This window comes from Streptomyces odontomachicola (assembly GCF_039605595.1).
Classification (GTDB): Bacteria; Actinomycetota; Actinomycetes; order Streptomycetales; family Streptomycetaceae; genus Streptomyces.
The window spans coordinates 86,493-102,613 of sequence record NZ_JBCFOK010000016.1 but is presented as its reverse complement, the minus strand read 5'-3'; the positions used below and the strand labels follow the sequence as shown (position 1 = coordinate 102,613).

The 16,121-nt window shown below is 74.7% G+C and carries 10 protein-coding genes and 1 riboswitch; of the genes, 4 read left to right on the top strand and 6 right to left on the bottom strand.

What is annotated here, in order from left to right:
- Nucleotides 1-35 precede the first annotated feature (35 nt).
- Together alaS and tsaD are read right to left on the bottom strand one after the other, a co-directional pair.
- Entirely contained in the window at nt 36-2,693 is a 2,658-nt protein-coding gene (gene alaS / locus ABEE00_RS26935) for an alanine--tRNA ligase (RefSeq protein WP_345748268.1), read from the bottom strand.
- Nucleotides 2,694-2,728: 35 nt separating this feature from the next.
- Nucleotides 2,729-3,808: a tRNA (adenosine(37)-N6)-threonylcarbamoyltransferase complex transferase subunit TsaD gene (tsaD, locus tag ABEE00_RS26930; RefSeq protein WP_345748267.1), complete on the bottom strand. Its 1,080-nt coding sequence runs from the start codon at nt 3,806-3,808 to the stop codon at nt 2,729-2,731.
- 228 nt (nt 3,809-4,036) lie between these two features.
- Between tsaD and cbiE the strand changes: the two genes are divergently transcribed.
- Entirely contained in the window at nt 4,037-5,242 is a 1,206-nt protein-coding gene (gene cbiE, locus ABEE00_RS26925; RefSeq protein ID WP_345748266.1) for a precorrin-6y C5,15-methyltransferase (decarboxylating) subunit CbiE, read from the top strand.
- 61 nt (nt 5,243-5,303) lie between these two features.
- Nucleotides 5,304-6,065, top strand: a complete 762-nt coding sequence (cobM, locus tag ABEE00_RS26920) for a precorrin-4 C(11)-methyltransferase (protein WP_345748265.1) — start codon at nt 5,304-5,306, stop codon at nt 6,063-6,065.
- A gap of 193 nt (nt 6,066-6,258) precedes the next feature.
- On the opposite strand, the gene ABEE00_RS26915 is transcribed toward cobM, so the two are convergent.
- Nucleotides 6,259-7,407, bottom strand: a complete 1,149-nt coding sequence (locus ABEE00_RS26915) for a cobalt-precorrin-5B (C(1))-methyltransferase (RefSeq protein WP_345748378.1) — start codon at nt 7,405-7,407, stop codon at nt 6,259-6,261.
- 29 nt (nt 7,408-7,436) lie between these two features.
- Between ABEE00_RS26915 and ABEE00_RS26910 the strand changes: the two genes are divergently transcribed.
- On the top strand, nt 7,437-8,210 hold the full coding sequence (locus tag ABEE00_RS26910) for a cobalt-precorrin-6A reductase (protein ID WP_345748264.1): 774 nt from the start codon (nt 7,437-7,439) through the stop codon (nt 8,208-8,210).
- On the opposite strand, the gene cobJ is transcribed toward ABEE00_RS26910, so the two are convergent.
- The 3 genes from cobJ to cobG all read right to left on the bottom strand — a co-directional run bounded on the left by cobJ (nt 8,196) and on the right by cobG (nt 12,027).
- A complete protein-coding gene (gene cobJ / locus ABEE00_RS26905) occupies nt 8,196-9,767 on the bottom strand; it encodes a precorrin-3B C(17)-methyltransferase (RefSeq protein ID WP_345748377.1) in 1,572 nt (523 codons plus the stop codon). The genes ABEE00_RS26910 and cobJ overlap by 15 nt on opposite strands.
- 89 nt (nt 9,768-9,856) lie before the next feature.
- Nucleotides 9,857-10,483, bottom strand: coding sequence for a precorrin-8X methylmutase (locus ABEE00_RS26900; protein WP_345748376.1), 627 nt, complete (start codon nt 10,481-10,483; stop codon nt 9,857-9,859).
- 11 nt (nt 10,484-10,494) lie between these two features.
- A complete protein-coding gene (cobG, locus tag ABEE00_RS26895; protein ID WP_345748263.1) occupies nt 10,495-12,027 on the bottom strand; it encodes a precorrin-3B synthase in 1,533 nt (510 codons plus the stop codon).
- Nucleotides 12,028-12,320: 293 nt separating this feature from the next.
- A riboswitch (cobalamin riboswitch) is annotated at nt 12,321-12,384 on the top strand.
- A gap of 58 nt (nt 12,385-12,442) precedes the next feature.
- Between cobG and cobN the strand changes: the two genes are divergently transcribed.
- Nucleotides 12,443-16,063 carry a cobaltochelatase subunit CobN gene (gene cobN / locus ABEE00_RS26890; protein ID WP_345748262.1) on the top strand — a complete coding sequence of 1,207 codons (3,621 nt, stop codon included), beginning with the start codon at nt 12,443-12,445 and terminating at the stop codon, nt 16,061-16,063.
- Nucleotides 16,064-16,121 lie beyond the last annotated feature (58 nt).

The following is a 16,121-nucleotide window of genomic DNA, read 5'->3' as shown; positions in this document are numbered from 1 at the left end:
CGACGCTTCGCGCCGCGGTCCGCTGCGGTGGGTTGCTACTCCGGGGAGATTTCCCCGTGGGCGTCGCGCAGCCGTTGGGGCGCTTCTGATGCGGGGATTCCCCCGCCCTGTGCCAGGGCGGGGGTGCCGCCGCCCTGGCCGTTCAGGAGGCGCTTGATGAGTGCTGCGGCTGAGTGGCCTGCTTCCTGTGCGGCCTTGTTCGCGGCTGCCACCAGTACCGCCTTGCCGGCTGTCGCCGTGCTGGCGATGACGGCGATCCCGGGCTGCGTACGAGGGAGCGCGTCGCGTACCGCCGTCGCCAACGCACGGGCCGCCTCCGTGCCGCCCTCCTCCTGTGCTGTGACCACGAGGGTGCCGCGTACGTCGGTGGCGGCGGAGGCCAGTTCGGTGGCGCGGGCCGTGGTGGCGCGGGCGCGCAGGTGCTGGTTCTCGCGGTCGGTCGCCTTGAGGCGGTCGAGCAGACCGGCGATGCGGTCGGGGAGTTCGGCGCGCGGTGCCTGGAGCTGTTCGGCGATGCGGGACACCAGGTCGCGCTCGCGCGCGAGGTAGCCGAAGCCCTCGATGCCCACGGCGGCCTCCAGCCTGCGCATGCCGGCGCCGACCGAGGATTCCGAGGTCAGGGCCACGACGCCCACCTGGGACGCGTGCGAGACGTGGGTGCCGCCGCACAGTTCGCGCGACCACGCGCCGCCGATCTCGACGACGCGTACCCGCTCCCCGTACGTCTCGTCGAAGAGGGCCAGCGCACCCAGCGATTGGGCCTCGGGGAGGGGCATCCACCGCACGCCGACCGGCAGGTCGCGGCGCAGCGCGCGGTTGGCGGCCTCTTCGACCTCGCTGCGCGCCGAGGCGCCGAGCGCGCCGCGCCAGGGGAAGTCCAGGCGCAGGTGACCCGGCCTGTTGTACGAGCCGGACTGCAGCGCCTCCGGGCCCAGCACCTCGCGCAGCGCCGCATGCAGGATGTGCGTGCCGGAGTGCGCCTGCCGTGCGCCGAGCCGCCATTCGGGGTCGACCGCCGCGTGGACCGTGTCGCCCACCGCCAGTTCGCCGGCGGTCACGCGTACCTGATGGGCGATCAGGCCCGGCAGCGGCCGTTGTACGTCCAGCACCTCGGCCTCGGCGGAATCCCCGTACAGGTGGCCCGCGTCGCTCTCCTGCCCGCCCGACTCGGCGTAGAAGGGGGAGCGGTCGAGGACGGCGGTGACGATCTCGCCTGCGGCGGCCGCCGCCACCGGGCCCGACGTGCCGAGCAGGGCCTGCACGCGGGACTCGGTCGTCAGGGTCTCCCAGGCCAGCCAGTCCGTGGGCCCGTGCTCGTCGCGTACGGCGCGGAGCTGCGAGGTGCCGCCCAGCGCCCCGGACTTGCGGGCACGGGCGTCGGCCCGCGCGCGCTCGCGCTGTTGCTCCATGAGCGCGGTGAAGCCCGCGCGGTCGACCCGTACGCCCTGCTCGGCGGCCATCTCCAGGGTGAGGTCGATGGGGAAGCCGTAGGTGTCGTGGAGGAGGAACGCGCGCTCGCCGGGCAGCGAGGCGGCGCCGCTCCGCTTCGCGTCGGCGACCGCGGTGTCCAGGATCGCGGTGCCCTGGCGGAGGGTCGCGCGGAAGGACTCCTCCTCGGCGTACGCCTGGTCGGCGATGCGGTCGAAGGAGGAGGACACCTCGGGGTAGCCGGGGGTCATGAGGTCGCGGGCGACCGGCAGCAGCTCGGGCAACGACGGGTCCTGGCAGCCCAGTTGGCGCATCGCGCGGACCGCGCGGCGGAGGATGCGGCGCAGGACGTAGCCGCGCCCCTCGTTGCCCGGCGCCGTGCCGTCGGCGAGCAGCATGAGCGCGGTGCGCACGTGGTCGGCCACCACGCGCAGGTGCACGTCGTGCTGCGGGTCGGCGCCGTAGCGGACGCCGGAGAGCCGCGCGGCGGTGTCCAGCACGGGGCGCAGCTCGTCGGTCTCGTAGATGTTGGACACGCCCTGGAGGAGGGTGGCCATGCGCTCCAGGCCCATGCCGGTGTCGATGTTGCGGCGGGGGAGTTCGCCGAGGATCGGGTAGCCGGTCTTGCCGCCGCCCTCGCCCCGCTCGTACTGCATGAACACCAGATTCCAGAACTCCGTGAAGCGGTCCTCGTCCACCGCGGGCCCGCCCTCCGCGCCGAAGGCAGGGCCCCGGTCGTAGAACAGTTCCGAGCTGGGGCCGCAGGGCCCGGGCACGCCCATGGACCAGAAGTTGTCCGCGTCGCCGCGGCCCACGATCCGCTCGTCGGGGAGCCCGGCGATGCGCCGCCACAGCGCGCGGGCCTCGTCGTCGGTGTGGTGGACGGTGACCCAGATGCGGTCGGGGTCGAGGCCGTAACCCCCGTTCGCGACCGCGGTGGTGGACAGCTCCCAGGCGAGGGCGACGGCCTCCTCCTTGAAGTAGTCGCCGAACGAGAAGTTGCCGTTCATCTGGAAGAACGTGCCGTGCCGCGTGGTGTGCCCGACCTCCTCGATGTCCTGGGTGCGCACGCACTTCTGCACGCTGGTGGCACGCGACCACGGCGCCGCGCGCTCGCCGGTCAGATACGGCTTGAGCGGCACCATCCCGGCGTTCACGAACAGCAGCGTCGGGTCGGGTGTGGGCAGCGGCGCGCTCGGGACCTCGGTGTGCCCGCGCGCGGCGAAGAAGTCCAGGAAGCGGGTGCGGATCTCGGAGGTGCGCAAGTCGGCTCCGGGGGAGGGGAGTTGGGGCGGTGGGATCAGGTCGGGACGGTCGCGCTCCGAGTCTCCGGGTGGAGCGCCGCGTACTCCAGAGGAGCGGACGGGTCCACCGTGAGGTCCAGCGGCGCTGCGGGCGCGCCCGCGCGGTGCAGCAGGTCGCCGACCGCCGCGATCATGGCCCCGTTGTCGGTGCAGAGCCTCAACGGCGGTACGCGCAGGGCGATTCCGGCCTCCTCGCAGCGCTCCTCGGCCAGCGCCCGCACGCGCGAGTTCGCCGCGACGCCGCCGACCACGACGAGGGTTCCCACGCCGTTCTCCGTACAGGCGCGTACGGCCTTGCGGGTGAGCACGTCGGCGACCGCCTCCTGGAGCGAGGCGGCGCCGTCGGCCACCGGGAGGCCGCCGTCGCGGTGCTCGCCGTCGCGGTGCTGCTCGGCCCAGCGCGCGGCCGCCGTCTTCAGGCCCGAGAAGGAGAACCCGTACGGGGCGTCCCCGGGCCTGGTCAGGGGGCGCGGGAAGGGCACCGCGCGCGGGTCGCCGTCCCGCGCGGCCCTGTCGATCGCGGGCCCGCCGGGATACGGCAGCCCGAACACCCTGGCCACCTTGTCGAAGCACTCGCCCGCCGCGTCGTCGAGGGTGTCCCCGAGGTGCACGACCTGATCGCGTACGAGGTCCCGTACGAGGAGGAGCGAGGTGTGCCCGCCGGAGACGATCAGCACCACGCAGGGCTCGGGCAGCGGGCCGTGCTCCAGGGTGTCGGCGGCGACGTGCCCGGCGAGGTGGTGCACGCCGTAGAGGGGCACGCCGAGGGCGTAGGCCAGCCCCTTCGCCGAGGCCAGGCCGGTCTGGAGCGCGCCCGAGAGGCCCGGGCCCGTGGTCACCGCGACCGCCGACAGATCGGTGAGCCGGGCGCCGGCCTCCTCGACGGCGCGGCGTACGACCGGGCCGAGCGCGTGCACGTGCGCGCGGGCCGCGATCTCCGGCACCACGCCGCCGAAGCGCGCGTGCTCGTCCATGCTCGACGCCACCGCGTGGCCGAGCAGCCGCCCGTCGCGGACGACGCCGGCGCCCGTCTCGTCGCAGGACGTCTCTATGCCGAGCACCATCCCAGAGCCCACCGGACCTCCTTCGGTCGATGAAGCCACCGCCGTTGACGCATGTGTTGCGTGACTTCTGTAGTTGCAAGCTATGTGCAATAAGGGTACCTCCGGTGCCCGGCCAGGGGTGCGGGGAGCGGCGGCCAGTAGAGTGCCGTTCCGTCCGTCCCCGACCCCGAGGCAGAGTCCGTGCACGTCACAGAGTCCGCAGCATCCCAGCCCGAGCCGGCGGCGGCCGGGCGGCCGCCCGTGAGCGTGGTCGGGATCGGCGCCGACGGCTGGGCCGGACTCTCCGCGTCCTCCCGCGAGACGCTGCGCGAGGCGGAGGTACTGATCGGCGGCGGGCGGCAGTTGGACCTGCTGCCCGCGGAGTGCGCGGGGGAGCGGGTCGCCTGGCCCTCGCCGCTGAGGCCCGCCGTGCCGCGGCTGCTCGCCGAGCACGCCGGGCGCCGGATCGCCGTGCTCGCGAGCGGTGACCCCTTCTTCTACGGCATCGGCCGTACGCTCGCCGAGACCGCGGGTCCTGACGCACTGCGCGTGCTGCCGCACCCCTCCTCCGTCTCCTACGCCTGCGCCCGGCTCGGCTGGCCGCTGGAGGACACCGAGGTGATCACGCTGGTGGGGCGGCCGCCGGCGGGCCTGACGGGCGCGCTGTACGACCGCCGCAGGCTGCTGGTGCTCAGCGCGGGCTCCGCCACCCCCGGCGAGGTCGCGGCCCTGCTGCGCGAGCGCGGCTTCGGGCCCTCGCGCATGCGGGTGCTGGAGCAGCTCGGCGGGGACGGGGAACGCCAGGTCGAGGGCGTCGCGGAGGAGTGGGCGCACCCGGCTGGGGCCGCGCTCAACGTGATCGCGCTGGAGTGCCGCCGCGCGCCGGACGCGGAGACGCCGCGACTGGCGGCCGTGCCGGGGCTGCCGGACGCCGCGTACGAGCACGACGGGCAGCTCACCAAGCGGCATGTGCGCGCCGCGACGCTCGCCGCGCTGGGGCCCGCGCCCGGCGAACTCCTCTGGGACATCGGCGGCGGTTCGGGCTCCATCGCCGTGGAGTGGCTGCGGGCGCACCGCAGTTGCCGCGCGGTCACCGTCGAGCGTGACCCGGAGCGTGCGGCGCGCATCGCGCGGAACGCGGACACGCTGGGCGTTCCCCGGCTGGAGGTCGTCGAGGGCGCGGCACCCGAGGCGCTGGCCGAACTTCCGTGCCCCGACGCGGTGTTCATCGGCGGCGGGCTGACCGCGCCCGGCGTGCTGGAGCGCTGCTGGGAGGCGCTGCCGGAGGGCGGCAGGCTGGTGGCCAACACCGTGACCCTGGAGTCCGAGGCGCTGCTGGCTTCGTGGCGGCAGCGGTACGGGGGCGAGCTGGTCCGCCTCGCCGTCGCACACGCGGTGCCGGTCGGCGGCTTCACGGGCTGGCGGCAGGCGATGCCGGTCACCCAGTGGTCGGTGAGCAAGACATGACCCGGGGGCCGGTGGCCCAGCACGAGCAGCACCAGCAGCACGTACGGAGTGGAGCGAAGCAGTGACGGTGTACTTCATCGGCGCGGGCCCCGGGGCCGCCGACCTCATGACGGTGCGCGGCGTGCGCACCCTGAACGCCTGCGGGGTGTGCCTGTACGCGGGCAGCCTGGTGCCGCGCGAACTGCTGGAGGAGTGCCCGCCGGAGGCGCGGCTCGTCGACACCGCGCAGCTCGATCTGGACCAGATCACCGCGGAGCTCGTGCGCGCGCACGAGGAGGGCAAGGACGTGGCGCGGCTCCACTCCGGCGATCCCTCGGTGTTCAGCGCGGTGGCCGAGCAGATGCGGCGTCTTGATGCGGCGGGCGTGCCGTACGAGATGGTGCCGGGGGTGCCGGCGTTCGCGGCTGCGGCTGCCGCGCTCAACCGTGAGCTGACCGTTCCCACCGTCGGGCAGACCGTGATCCTCACGCGGCTGGCTTCGCGGGCCACGGCGATGCCGGAGGGCGAGGATCTGGCGACCCTCGGCCGCAGTGGGGCGCTTCTGGTGCTGCACCTCGCTGCCGGTTACGTGGACCGGCTGGTCTCGGAGCTGCTGCCGCATTACGGCGCTGACTGCCCCGCGGCGGTGGTGGCGATGGCCAGCCGGCCCGACGAGGTGGTGCTGCGCGGCACGGTGGGGGACATCGCCGAGCAGGTGAAGTCCGCGGGCATCAAGCGGACGGCGGTCATCATCGTCGGGCGCGCGCTGGGGGCGGAGAACTTCTCCGACAGCCACCTGTATTCGACGGAACGTGATCGCGAGAGCTGCGCGGCGCAGGAGTAGCCACCTGCCCTGCGCTGTGTGATCCGCCGCCCTGCGCTGTGGGCCTGTTCGCGCTCGCGGGTGCGCTGCGGCTGCGCGTCGGTTGGGTGCGGGGTTGCGTTCCCTGCGCGGGTGCGGTCCTGCGCTGTGCCCACCCTGCGCCCCTGGCGCAGACTGCCCACAGCGCAGGCGGGGGTTGGGCCCACAGGCAGGCTCAGGCCCCCGGCCCCGCGACCGCCGAGCGGCCCACGACCGTTCCCGCGCGGTCGATGCAGATGACGTCCACCGCCACGGGAGCGCCGCGCAGCACGCCGAGTGCCTGGTCGCGGGCCTCCGCCGCGACCAGATCGCCCAGCGGGACGTCACGGGCCGCGCACAACTGGAGTGCCGCGAGGCCCGTGTTGGCCTTGGCGACCTCGGCCGCCAGCGCCTCGTCGGCGCCGCCCCGGCGTGCCAGTGACGCCAAATGGCCCTTGTCCACCTGGGAGCGCTTGGAGTGCAGGTCGAGGTGGCCCGCCGCGAGCTTGGACAGTTTGGCGAAGCCGCCGCAGACGGTGAGGCGCGGTACGGGGTGGCGGCGCACGTACTTCAGGACCGCGCCCGCGAAGTCCCCCATGTCCAGCAGCGCGTCCTCCGGCAGCCCGTACTCCGCGACCACCGTCTTCTCCGAGGTCGACCCCGTACAGCCGGCCACATGCGTACGGCCGGCGGCGCGCGCCACGTCCACGCCCCGCCGGATCGAGTCGATCCACGCGGAGCAGGAGTAGGGGACGACCACGCCGGTGGTGCCCAGGACGGAGAGGCCGCCGAGGATGCCGAGGCGCGGGTTCCAGGTGCTGCGCGCGATCTCCTCGCCGTCGTCGGCGGCGACGGTGACCTCCACGTCGCCGCTGCCGCCGCACAGCGCGGCCACCTTCGCGACGTGATCGCGGATGAGCGAGCGCGGAACGGGATTGATGGCCGGTTCGCCCACGTCGAGGGGGAGTCCGGGGCGTGTGACGGTGCCGACGCCAGGGCCCGCGCGGAAGACGACGCCCGAGCCCGGCGCCGCCTCCCGTACCGTGGCGCGGATCAGGACGCCGTGCGTCACGTCCGGGTCGTCGCCCGCGTCCTTGACCACCCCGGCCATCGCGTACGCGCGGCCCTCCGCGTCCTGCCCCAGCTCCTCGGCGGCCAGCGCGAACTCCGGCGTGTGCCCCTTGGGCAGCGTGATGCCCACCGGGTCGGGGAAGGCGCCGGTCAGCAGCGCCTCGTACGCGGCGGTCGCGGCGGCCGTCGCACAGGCCCCGGTCGTCCATCCGGGCCGCAGCCCGGTGTGCTTGAGTTGGGCGCTGCGCCCGCCCTGGGCAGAGCCCTCGGCCATCTCGGATTTCTCAGTCACGGAAGGACCCCATGAACAGCCCCAGCAACGTGCCCGGCACCGGCCATGTGCTCATCCTCGGCGGCACGACCGAGGCCAGGGAGCTCGCCGGCGAGCTGGCCGCGCTGGAGCCGCGGCCCCGGGTGACCTCCTCGCTCGCGGGGCGGGTGGCCAGGCCGCAGGAGCTGCCGGGCGAGGTGCGGATCGGGGGGTTCGGCGGTGCCGAGGGCATGGCGCGCTGGCTGCGCGAGCACGCGGTGGACGCGCTCATCGACGCCACCCATCCTTTCGCGGGGACGATCAGTTTCCACGCGGCGCGGGCCGCGGCGGAGGCCCGCGTACCGCTGCTCGCCGTGCGCCGCCCCGGCTGGACGGCGGGCGCGGGCGACGACTGGCACTCCGTCGCCTCCCTGGAGGAGGCGGCGGACGCGCTGCCCGCGCTGGGGAAGCGGGTGTTCCTCACCACCGGGCGCATGGGCCTGGCCGCCTTCGCGCACCTCGACAGCCTGCACTTCCTCGTACGGTCCGTGGACGAGCCCGGTACGCCGCGGCCGGCGCACACCGAAGTGCTGCTGGACCGGGGCCCCTTCACCCTGGCGGGAGAGCGGGACGTGCTGCGCGCGCACCGCATCGACGTGCTGGTCACCAAGGACAGCGGGGGAGCGGCCACCGCGCCCAAGCTGGCCGCCGCACGGGAGGCGGGCCTGCCGGTCGTGATCGTCCGGAGGCCCGCCGTGCCCGAGGGCGTGCCGGTGGTCACCGGTGCGGCGGAGGCGGTCAACTGGCTGGGCTCAGCTCTCGGTTGAGCCGCCGGGCTCGGTCGCGGCCTCCGCGCCCTGGTCCGGGTACCAGCGGGGCGTCCACACCGTCGCGTTCTCCGGAGCCTCCGCGCCGCCACGTCGCAGCGCGCGCGTCTGCGAGGAGCCGATGAGGAGGATGGTGCGCATGTCCACCTCGGAGGGCTCCAGGTCGGCCAGCCGCACGGTCCGTACGCGCTCGCCGGGGCCGCCGACGTCGCGGGCCAGCACCACGGGGGTGTCCGGGGCGCGGTGTTCCAGCAGCAGCTCGCGGGCCTTGCCGACCTGCCACGTACGGCTGCGCGAACCGGGGTTGTAGAGCGCCAGCGCCAAGTCGGCCGAGGCCGCCGCCGACAGCCGCCCGGCGATGACCTCCCACGGCTTGAGCCGGTCGGAGAGCGAGATCACCGCGTAGTCGTGGCCGAGCGGCGCGCCCGCGCGGGCGGCGGCCGCGTTCGCCGCGGTCACCCCGGGCAGCACGCGCACCGGCACCTCGCGGTACGGGTCCTGCGCCGCGACCTCCAGCACCGCCGTGGCCATCGCGAAGACGCCCGGGTCGCCGCCGGAGACCACCGCGACGCGGCGGCCGCGGCGGGCCAGGTCGAGGGCCAGCTCGGCGCGTTCGGACTCGACGCGGTTGTCCGAGGCGTGCCGCTGCTGGCCTGGCCGCACCGGTACGCGGTCGAGGTACGTGGAGTAGCCGACCAGATCCTGCGCCGAGGCCAGCGCCCCGCGGGACTCCGGGGTGAGCCAGGAGGGTCCGGCGGGACCGGTGCCCACGACCACGACCTCGCCTCCGCTCTGCGCGGGCTCGTCGTGCTCGGTCTGCTGGGTGTGCTCGGCGGATCCGGCCGGCCCCACGGGCCTCGTACCGATGCGGCTGGGCAGCACCGCGACCGAGAAGTACGGCACCGAACCGTCGTCGACGTCGGCCAGCTTCCCGGTGCGCTCGCCCTTCATGGTGGCGCGCTCGACGTAGTGCGCCTCGGCCAGCCGCCCGGAGGACTCGGCCGCGCGCCGCACCGTGGGGAAGGTGCGGCCCAGCTTCATCACGGCTGCGGCGTCGGTGGAGGCGAGGCGCGCGGCCAGCTCCTCCTCGGGCAGCGTGCCCGGCAGGACGGTGAGCACCTCCTCGCCCTCGGCCAGCGGCGTACCCAGCCGGGCAGCGGCGGCGCTGATCGAGGTGACCCCGGGGACGACCTCGGTCGGGAAGCGGTGCGCCAGGCGCTTGTGCATGTGCATGTAGGACCCGTAGAACATCGGGTCGCCCTCGGAGATCACCGCGACGGTCCTGCCCGCCTCCAGGTGCTCGGCGAGGCGCGCGGCCGACTCCGTGTAGAAGTCCTCGATCGCGCCCCGGTAGCCCCCGGGGTGGTCGGTCGTGCCGGTGGTGACCGGGTAGACCAGCGCCTCCTCGATGTGCTCGGGGCGCAGGTGCCTCTCCGCGATGGAGCGCGCGACGGAGCCCTTGTGCGGGGCCTGGTGGTACGCGACGACGTCGGCCTCGGCGATGATCTCCACGGCCCGCACCGTCATCAGCGACGGGTCGCCGGGGCCCAGGCCCACTCCGTAGAGCCGCCCGGTTCCGTGGCCGGTTCCGTGGCCGGTGCCGGAATCGGTGCCGGTCGCGTCCGTCTGCTCGCTGTGCTGCTCGTTCACTCCGCCTCGCTCGCTATCGCATTGACCGCCGCCGCGGCCATGGCGCTGCCACCGCGCCGGCCGCGCACGACCAAGTGGTCCAGGCCCGCGGGGTGTTCCGCGAGTGCCTGCTTGGACTCGACGGCCCCCACGAAGCCGACCGGTACGCCGATGACCGCGGCCGGACGCGGCGCGCCCGCCTCGATCATCTCCAGCAGCCGGAACAGCGCGGTCGGCGCGTTGCCGACGGCCACCACGGCGCCCTCCATCCGCTCCCGCCACAGCTCCAGGGCCGCCGCGGTGCGGGTGGTGCCCAGCTCCGCCGCGAGCCCGGGGACCGCCGGGTCGTTGAGGGTGCACAGCACCTCGTTGTCCGCCGGCAGCCGCTTGCGGGTCACGCCGCTGGCGACCATCTGCACGTCGCACAGCACGGGTGCGCCCGCCCGCAGCGCCGCGCGTCCGCGCGCCACGACCTCGGGCGAGAACCCGAGGTCCGCCACGAGGTCGGTCATGCCGCAGGTGTGGATCATCCGCACCGCGACCCGGCTCACGTCCTCGGGCAGGCCCGACAGGTCGGACTCCGCGCGGATCGTGGCAAAGGACTGCCGGTAGATGGCCGCGCCGTCCTTCTCGTACTCGAACACTGTGCTTCCGCTCATCTCGTCACCGCCGCGCCGTCCTCGCCGGCGCGGGCCGCTGTCCCGTCCCTGTCGTGACTCTCGTCGTTCTGGCTCTCGCCGTCGCGGCTTCCGCCTTCGTGGCTTTCGCCTTCGCCTTCGCCGTCGCGGTTCCGCGTGCGCGCCGCCGCCACCGCCCCGGCCAGGTCCCGCGGCACCGGCGCCTCCGCGGTGTCCGCTTCCGCCTCGCCCCGCGCGGACTCCCGTACGGACTGCCCGCGTACGGACACCCGGTAGCCCTCCGGCGTGGCGACCACGTCAACCCACTCGCCGCGGGGGTGACCGCAGCGGCGTTCGCAGCCGGACCAGTGGACCGGCAGGCCGCCGTGCCCCGCCGCGAGGTGCCGCTCCGCGTCGGCCCGCACATCGCGGAGCGACTTCGCGCAGCCCGGCAGCCCCGTGCACGCGCCCACCCCCGTCCAGGGGGAGTCCGCGTCCGTGACCAGCCCGGCCGCCTCCAGCTCCCGCAGCGCCCCCGGCGCGCACGCCGGGTCCAGTCCTGGGACCAGCACGCCGCGCCAGGGCGTCACGCGCAGTTCCCCGCTCCCGTACCGCTCCGCGGCGTCGGCCACCCGGCGCCACTGCTCCGCCGTCAGCCGCCCGAGCGGGGCGAGCACCGACAGGGCGCAGCGCCCCGAGGGGCCGTGCACCAGGCCGGGCGCCGGCGGATCACCGTACGGAACGGGCCCGCCGTGCGCCTCCCGCGAGGGGGCCCCGGGCGCCGGAACCTCCCGCGCCGGAATCCCGGCCTCCGCGAGGAGGCCGGGCAGGGTACGCGCGAACGGCTCGGCACCGCCCGGCAGTTCGGCCACCCGCCAGGCGCGCGAGGCGCTCTCGTCGGCGGCGGTGAGAAAGCTCTCGGCCGCCAACAGCGCGGCGCGCGGAGCCGCTTGTCCCGGCACGCGCACCGCGGACTCCGCATGCCCGGCCCGCAGCAGCGCATGCCCGCCGGGCCGTGCGATCAAGATCACATCGGCGCCCAGCGCGGCGACGTCGCCCCGCCCGTCGTCCAGCGCGAAGAGGAAGCGCCCCGAGAGCGCCCGGGCCCGCTCGCTCGCGCACAGCAGCGCGTCCAGCCGCCGCGCCCACGCGTGTACGAGGCTGTCCCCGTCCGGCAGTTGGGGGCTCTCCCCGCGGGGTCCGACGCTCCCGCCGTCCAGCCCGCTGAGCGGCGAGGCGACGATGTTGCGCACCCGCTCGTGCCGCGGCGAGGGGAGCAGTCCTGACTCCTCCAGCACGGTGGAGAGTTCGCGTCCGCCGTCCTCCGCGAGGCCGCGGAGCTGGAGGTTCCCGCGCGAGGTGATGTCCAGGCGCGCGTCGCCGAGCCGTTCGGCGGCAGCGGCCAGCGCCAGCGCCTGGTGAGCGGTCAGCACGCCGGCCGGGATGCGGGCCCGCGCCAGGAATCCGTCGTCGGCGCGGTGCAGGCGCAGAGCTCCCGGGCAGGCGTCGCCGCGGTCCCGTACGGGCGGATTCGCCCGCACTTGTGGCGTCGGGGAGAGCTGCTGAGGCATGGCGGCGAGCATACAGACGACCCGCGCCGCCGTATCCTCCGCGATGCCCGGCGCACCGTCGCGACCAGCGGAGGCGCACCCCCGCGACCAGCGCAGGCGTACTCGCGGCGCACTCGCGGTGCACGCGGAGGCGCACTCATGCGCCGCTCGGACGACCCGTACTATGTTCGGCGGCGGGCCGTCGGCCCGCCGCACGTTGACGTCGCCGGACCGACGTTCCGCCAGGTCTCAAGCCAGGCCGGAACGGACCGGAACGGAACAGAACCCGACAGAAACGGCGCCAGGGGAGGAAGGCCGGTGTGAATCCGGCGCGGTCCCGCCACTGTGAGCCCGGCACCCGGCCGGGTTGAGCCAGGAACTCCTGCCGTTCGTCCAACACCGCCCGGGGCGAGGACCCCGAGGAAGGCCACGCCGCATGATCCTGCTGCTGTCCACGTCCGACACCGACCTGCTCAGCGCCCGTGCGGCGGACGGGCCCGTGCCGTACCGGTACGCCAACCCCGCGCGCCTCCACGCCGACGACCTGCCCGAACTGCTCGACGGCGTCGACCTCGTGGTCGTCAGGCTGCTCGGTGGCCTGCGCGCCTGGCAGGACGGCATGGACGCGCTGCTCGCGCAGGAGCGCCCGGTCGTCGTCCTCACCGGCGAACAGGCCCCGGACGCCCAGCTCATGGAGGCGTCCACGGTGCCGATCGGCATCGCGGCCGAGGCGCACGCCTACCTCGCGCACGGCGGCCCCGCCAACCTCGACCAGCTCGCCCGCTTCCTCTCCGACACGGTGCTGCTCACCGGGCACGGCTTCGAGCCGCCGGCCCCGGCGCCGACCTGGGGCCCGCTGGAGCGCGAGGCCCGCGCCGACGCGACCGGCCCGACGATCGCCGTCGTCTACTACCGCGCCCACCACATGAGCGGCAACACCGCCTTCGTCGACGCGCTGTGCACCGCCGTCGAGGAGGCGGGCGGGCGGCCGCTGCCGCTGTACGTCGCCTCGCTGCGCACCCCCGAGGCGGAGCTGCTGGAGCAGCTCCAGAGCGCGGACGCGGTGGTCACCACCGTCCTCGCGGCGGGCGGCAGCCGCCCGGCCGAGGCGTCGGCCGGGGGCGACGACGAGTCCTGGGACGCGGGCGCGCTCGCCTCCCTCGACGTGCCGGTCCTCCAGGCCCTGTGCCTGACCAGCTCGCGCGCCGCCTGGGAGGAGAACGACGAGGGCGTCTCGCCGCTGGACGCCGCCAGCCAGGTCGCGGTGCCCGAGTTCGACGGCCGCCTGATCACCGTGCCGTTCTCCTTCAAGGAGATCGACGAGGACGGGCTGCCCGCGTACGTCGCCGACCCGGAGCGCGCGGCCCGCGTCGCCGGAACCGCCGTACGCCACGCGCGCCTGAGGCACACCCCGAACGCGGAGAAGCGCCTCGCGCTGGTGCTGTCCGCCTACCCGACGAAGCACTCCCGCATCGGCAACGCCGTCGGCCTCGACACCCCCGCCAGCGCCGTGGCGCTGCTGCGCCGGCTGCGCGAGGAGGGGTACGACTTCGGCGACGAGAACGCCGAGCCGGTGCCCGGCCTGGAGTCCGGCGACGGCGACGAACTCATCTACGCGCTCATCGAGGCCGGCGGCCACGACCAGGACTGGCTCACCGAGGAGCAGCTCGCCCTCAACCCGGTGCGCATCCCCGCCGCCGACTACCGGCGCTGGTTCGCCGGACTGCCGCAGGAGCTGCGGGAGTCGGTGGAGGAGCACTGGGGCCCGCCGCCCGGCGAGATGTTCGTCGACCGCAGCCGCAACCCGGAGGGCGACATCGTGCTCGCGGCTCTGCGCCGCGGCAATCTGCTGATCCTCATCCAGCCGCCGCGCGGCTTCGGCGAGAACCCGATCGCGATCTACCACGACCCCGACCTGCCGCCCTCGCACCACTACCTGGCGGCCTACCGGTGGATGTCAGCCGACCGCGAGGACGGCGGCTTCGGCGCCGACGCCATGGTCCACCTGGGCAAGCACGGCAACCTGGAGTGGCTGCCCGGCAAGAACGCGGGCCTCTCCGCCGCCTGCGCCCCCGACGCCGCGCTCGGCGATCTGCCGCTGATCTACCCGTTCCTGGTCAACGACCCGGGCGAGGGCACCCAGGCCAAGCGCCGTGTGCACGCGACCCTGATCGACCACCTCGTGCCCCCGATGTCCCGCGCCGAGAGCTACGGCGACATCGCGCGGCTGGAGCAGCTCCTCGACGAGCACGCGGCGGTCTCCGCGATGGACCCGGCGAAGCTGCCCGCGATCCGCGCGCAGATCTGGACGCTGCTCCAGGCCGCGAAGCTCGACCACGACCTGGGCCTCGAAGAGCGCCCGGACGACGAGCACTTCGACGACATCCTGGTCGACGTCGACGGCTGGCTGTGCCAGATCAAGGACGCCCAGATCCGGGACGGCCTGCACGTCCTGGGCGCGGCCCCGGAGGGCGCCGCGCTCGTCAACCTCGTGCTGTCCATCCTGCGCGCCCGGCAGATCTGGGGCGGCACCACCTCGCTGCCCGGCCTGCGCGAGGCCCTCGGACTCGACGAGTCGGCGTCCGACCGTACGGGCTCCGACGCCACCGAGGAGGCGGCCCGGGTCCTCATCGAGGCCATGGAGGAGGCCGGCTGGGATCCGTCCGCCGTCTCCCGCGTCACCGCTGAGCTCCCCGAGGAGCAGCGCGAACAGGTCGGGAAGATCCTGGAGTTCGCCGCCGCCGAGGTCGTGCCGCGGCTGGCCGCGACCACGCAGGAGACCGAGCACGCGGTGCACGCGCTCAACGGCGGCTTCGTCCCGGCCGGCCCGTCGGGATCGCCGCTGCGCGGCCTCGTCAACGTGCTGCCGACCGGCCGCAACTTCTACTCCGTCGACCCCAAGGCCGTGCCCAGCAAGCTCGCCTGGGAGACCGGCCAGGCCCTCGCCGACTCGCTGCTGGAGCGCTACCGCTCCGACAACGGCGACTGGCCCGCGTCCGTCGGCCTGTCCCTGTGGGGCACCAGCGCCATGCGCACCGCCGGCGACGACGTGGCCGAGGCCCTCGCGCTGCTCGGCGTCCGCCCCGTGTGGGACGACGCCTCGCGCCGCGTCACCGGCCTGGAGGCGATCCCGCTGGAGGAACTGGGCCGCCCCCGCGTCGATGTGACGCTCCGTATCAGCGGCTTCTTCCGGGACGCCTTCCCGCACACCATCGGCCTGCTCGACGACGCGGTGCGCCTGGCCGCCTCGCTGGAGGAGCCCGAGGAGCAGAACCACGTGCGCAGGCACGCGCAGGCCGACCTCGCCGAGCACGGCGACGAACGCCGCGCGACCACCCGCATCTTCGGCTCCCGCCCCGGCACGTACGGCGCCGGGCTGCTCCAGCTCATCGACAGCCGCGACTGGCGCACCGACGCGGACCTGGCCGAGGTCTACACGACCTGGGGCGGGTACGCGTACGGCCGCGAGCTGGAGGGGCGCCCGGCGCGCGAGGAGATGGAGACCGCCTACAAGCGGATCGCCGTCGCCGCGAAGAACACCGACACCCGCGAGCACGACATCGCGGACTCGGACGACTACTTCCAGTACCACGGCGGCATGGTCGCCACCGTGCGCGCGCTCAAGGGCACCGCGCCCGAGGCGTACATCGGCGACTCCACCCGCCCGGAGACCGTCCGCACCCGCACCCTGGTCGAGGAGACCTCCCGGGTCTTCCGCGCCCGCGTGGTGAACCCCAAGTGGATCCAGGCCATGCAGCGGCACGGCTACAAGGGCGCGTTCGAGCTGGCCGCGACCGTGGACTACCTCTTCGGGTACGACGCCACGACCGGCGTGGTCGCCGACTGGATGTACGACAAGCTCGCCTCCACGTACGTGCTGGACGAGCAGAACCGCGCCTTCCTCCAGGAGGCCAACCCCTGGGCGCTGCACGGGATCACCGAGCGGCTGCTGGAGGCCGAGTCCCGCGGCATGTGGGAGAAGCCCGACCCGGAGGTGCTGGAGGCGCTGCGCGCGTCCTTCCTGGAGACCGAGGGCGAGCTGGAGGGCGACGACTGAGGGTCCGTCACCCGGGGTGAGCCCCTGACATGACGCGGCGCCCCGCCGGACCTGTGCG

What these genes read in the sequence shown, in the direction of transcription:
- ABEE00_RS26915 (WP_345748378.1), bottom strand. Translation starts at nt 7,407, where the DNA reads ATGGCCGAGGGCTCTGCCCAGGGCGGGCGCAGCGCCCAACTCAAGCAC.
- ABEE00_RS26910 (WP_345748264.1), top strand. Translation starts at nt 7,437, where the DNA reads ATGAACAGCCCCAGCAACGTGCCCGGCACCGGCCATGTGCTCATCCTC.
- cobG (WP_345748263.1), bottom strand. Translation starts at nt 12,027, where the DNA reads ATGCCTCAGCAGCTCTCCCCGACGCCACAAGTGCGGGCGAATCCGCCC.
- cobN (WP_345748262.1), top strand. Translation starts at nt 12,443, where the DNA reads ATGATCCTGCTGCTGTCCACGTCCGACACCGACCTGCTCAGCGCCCGT.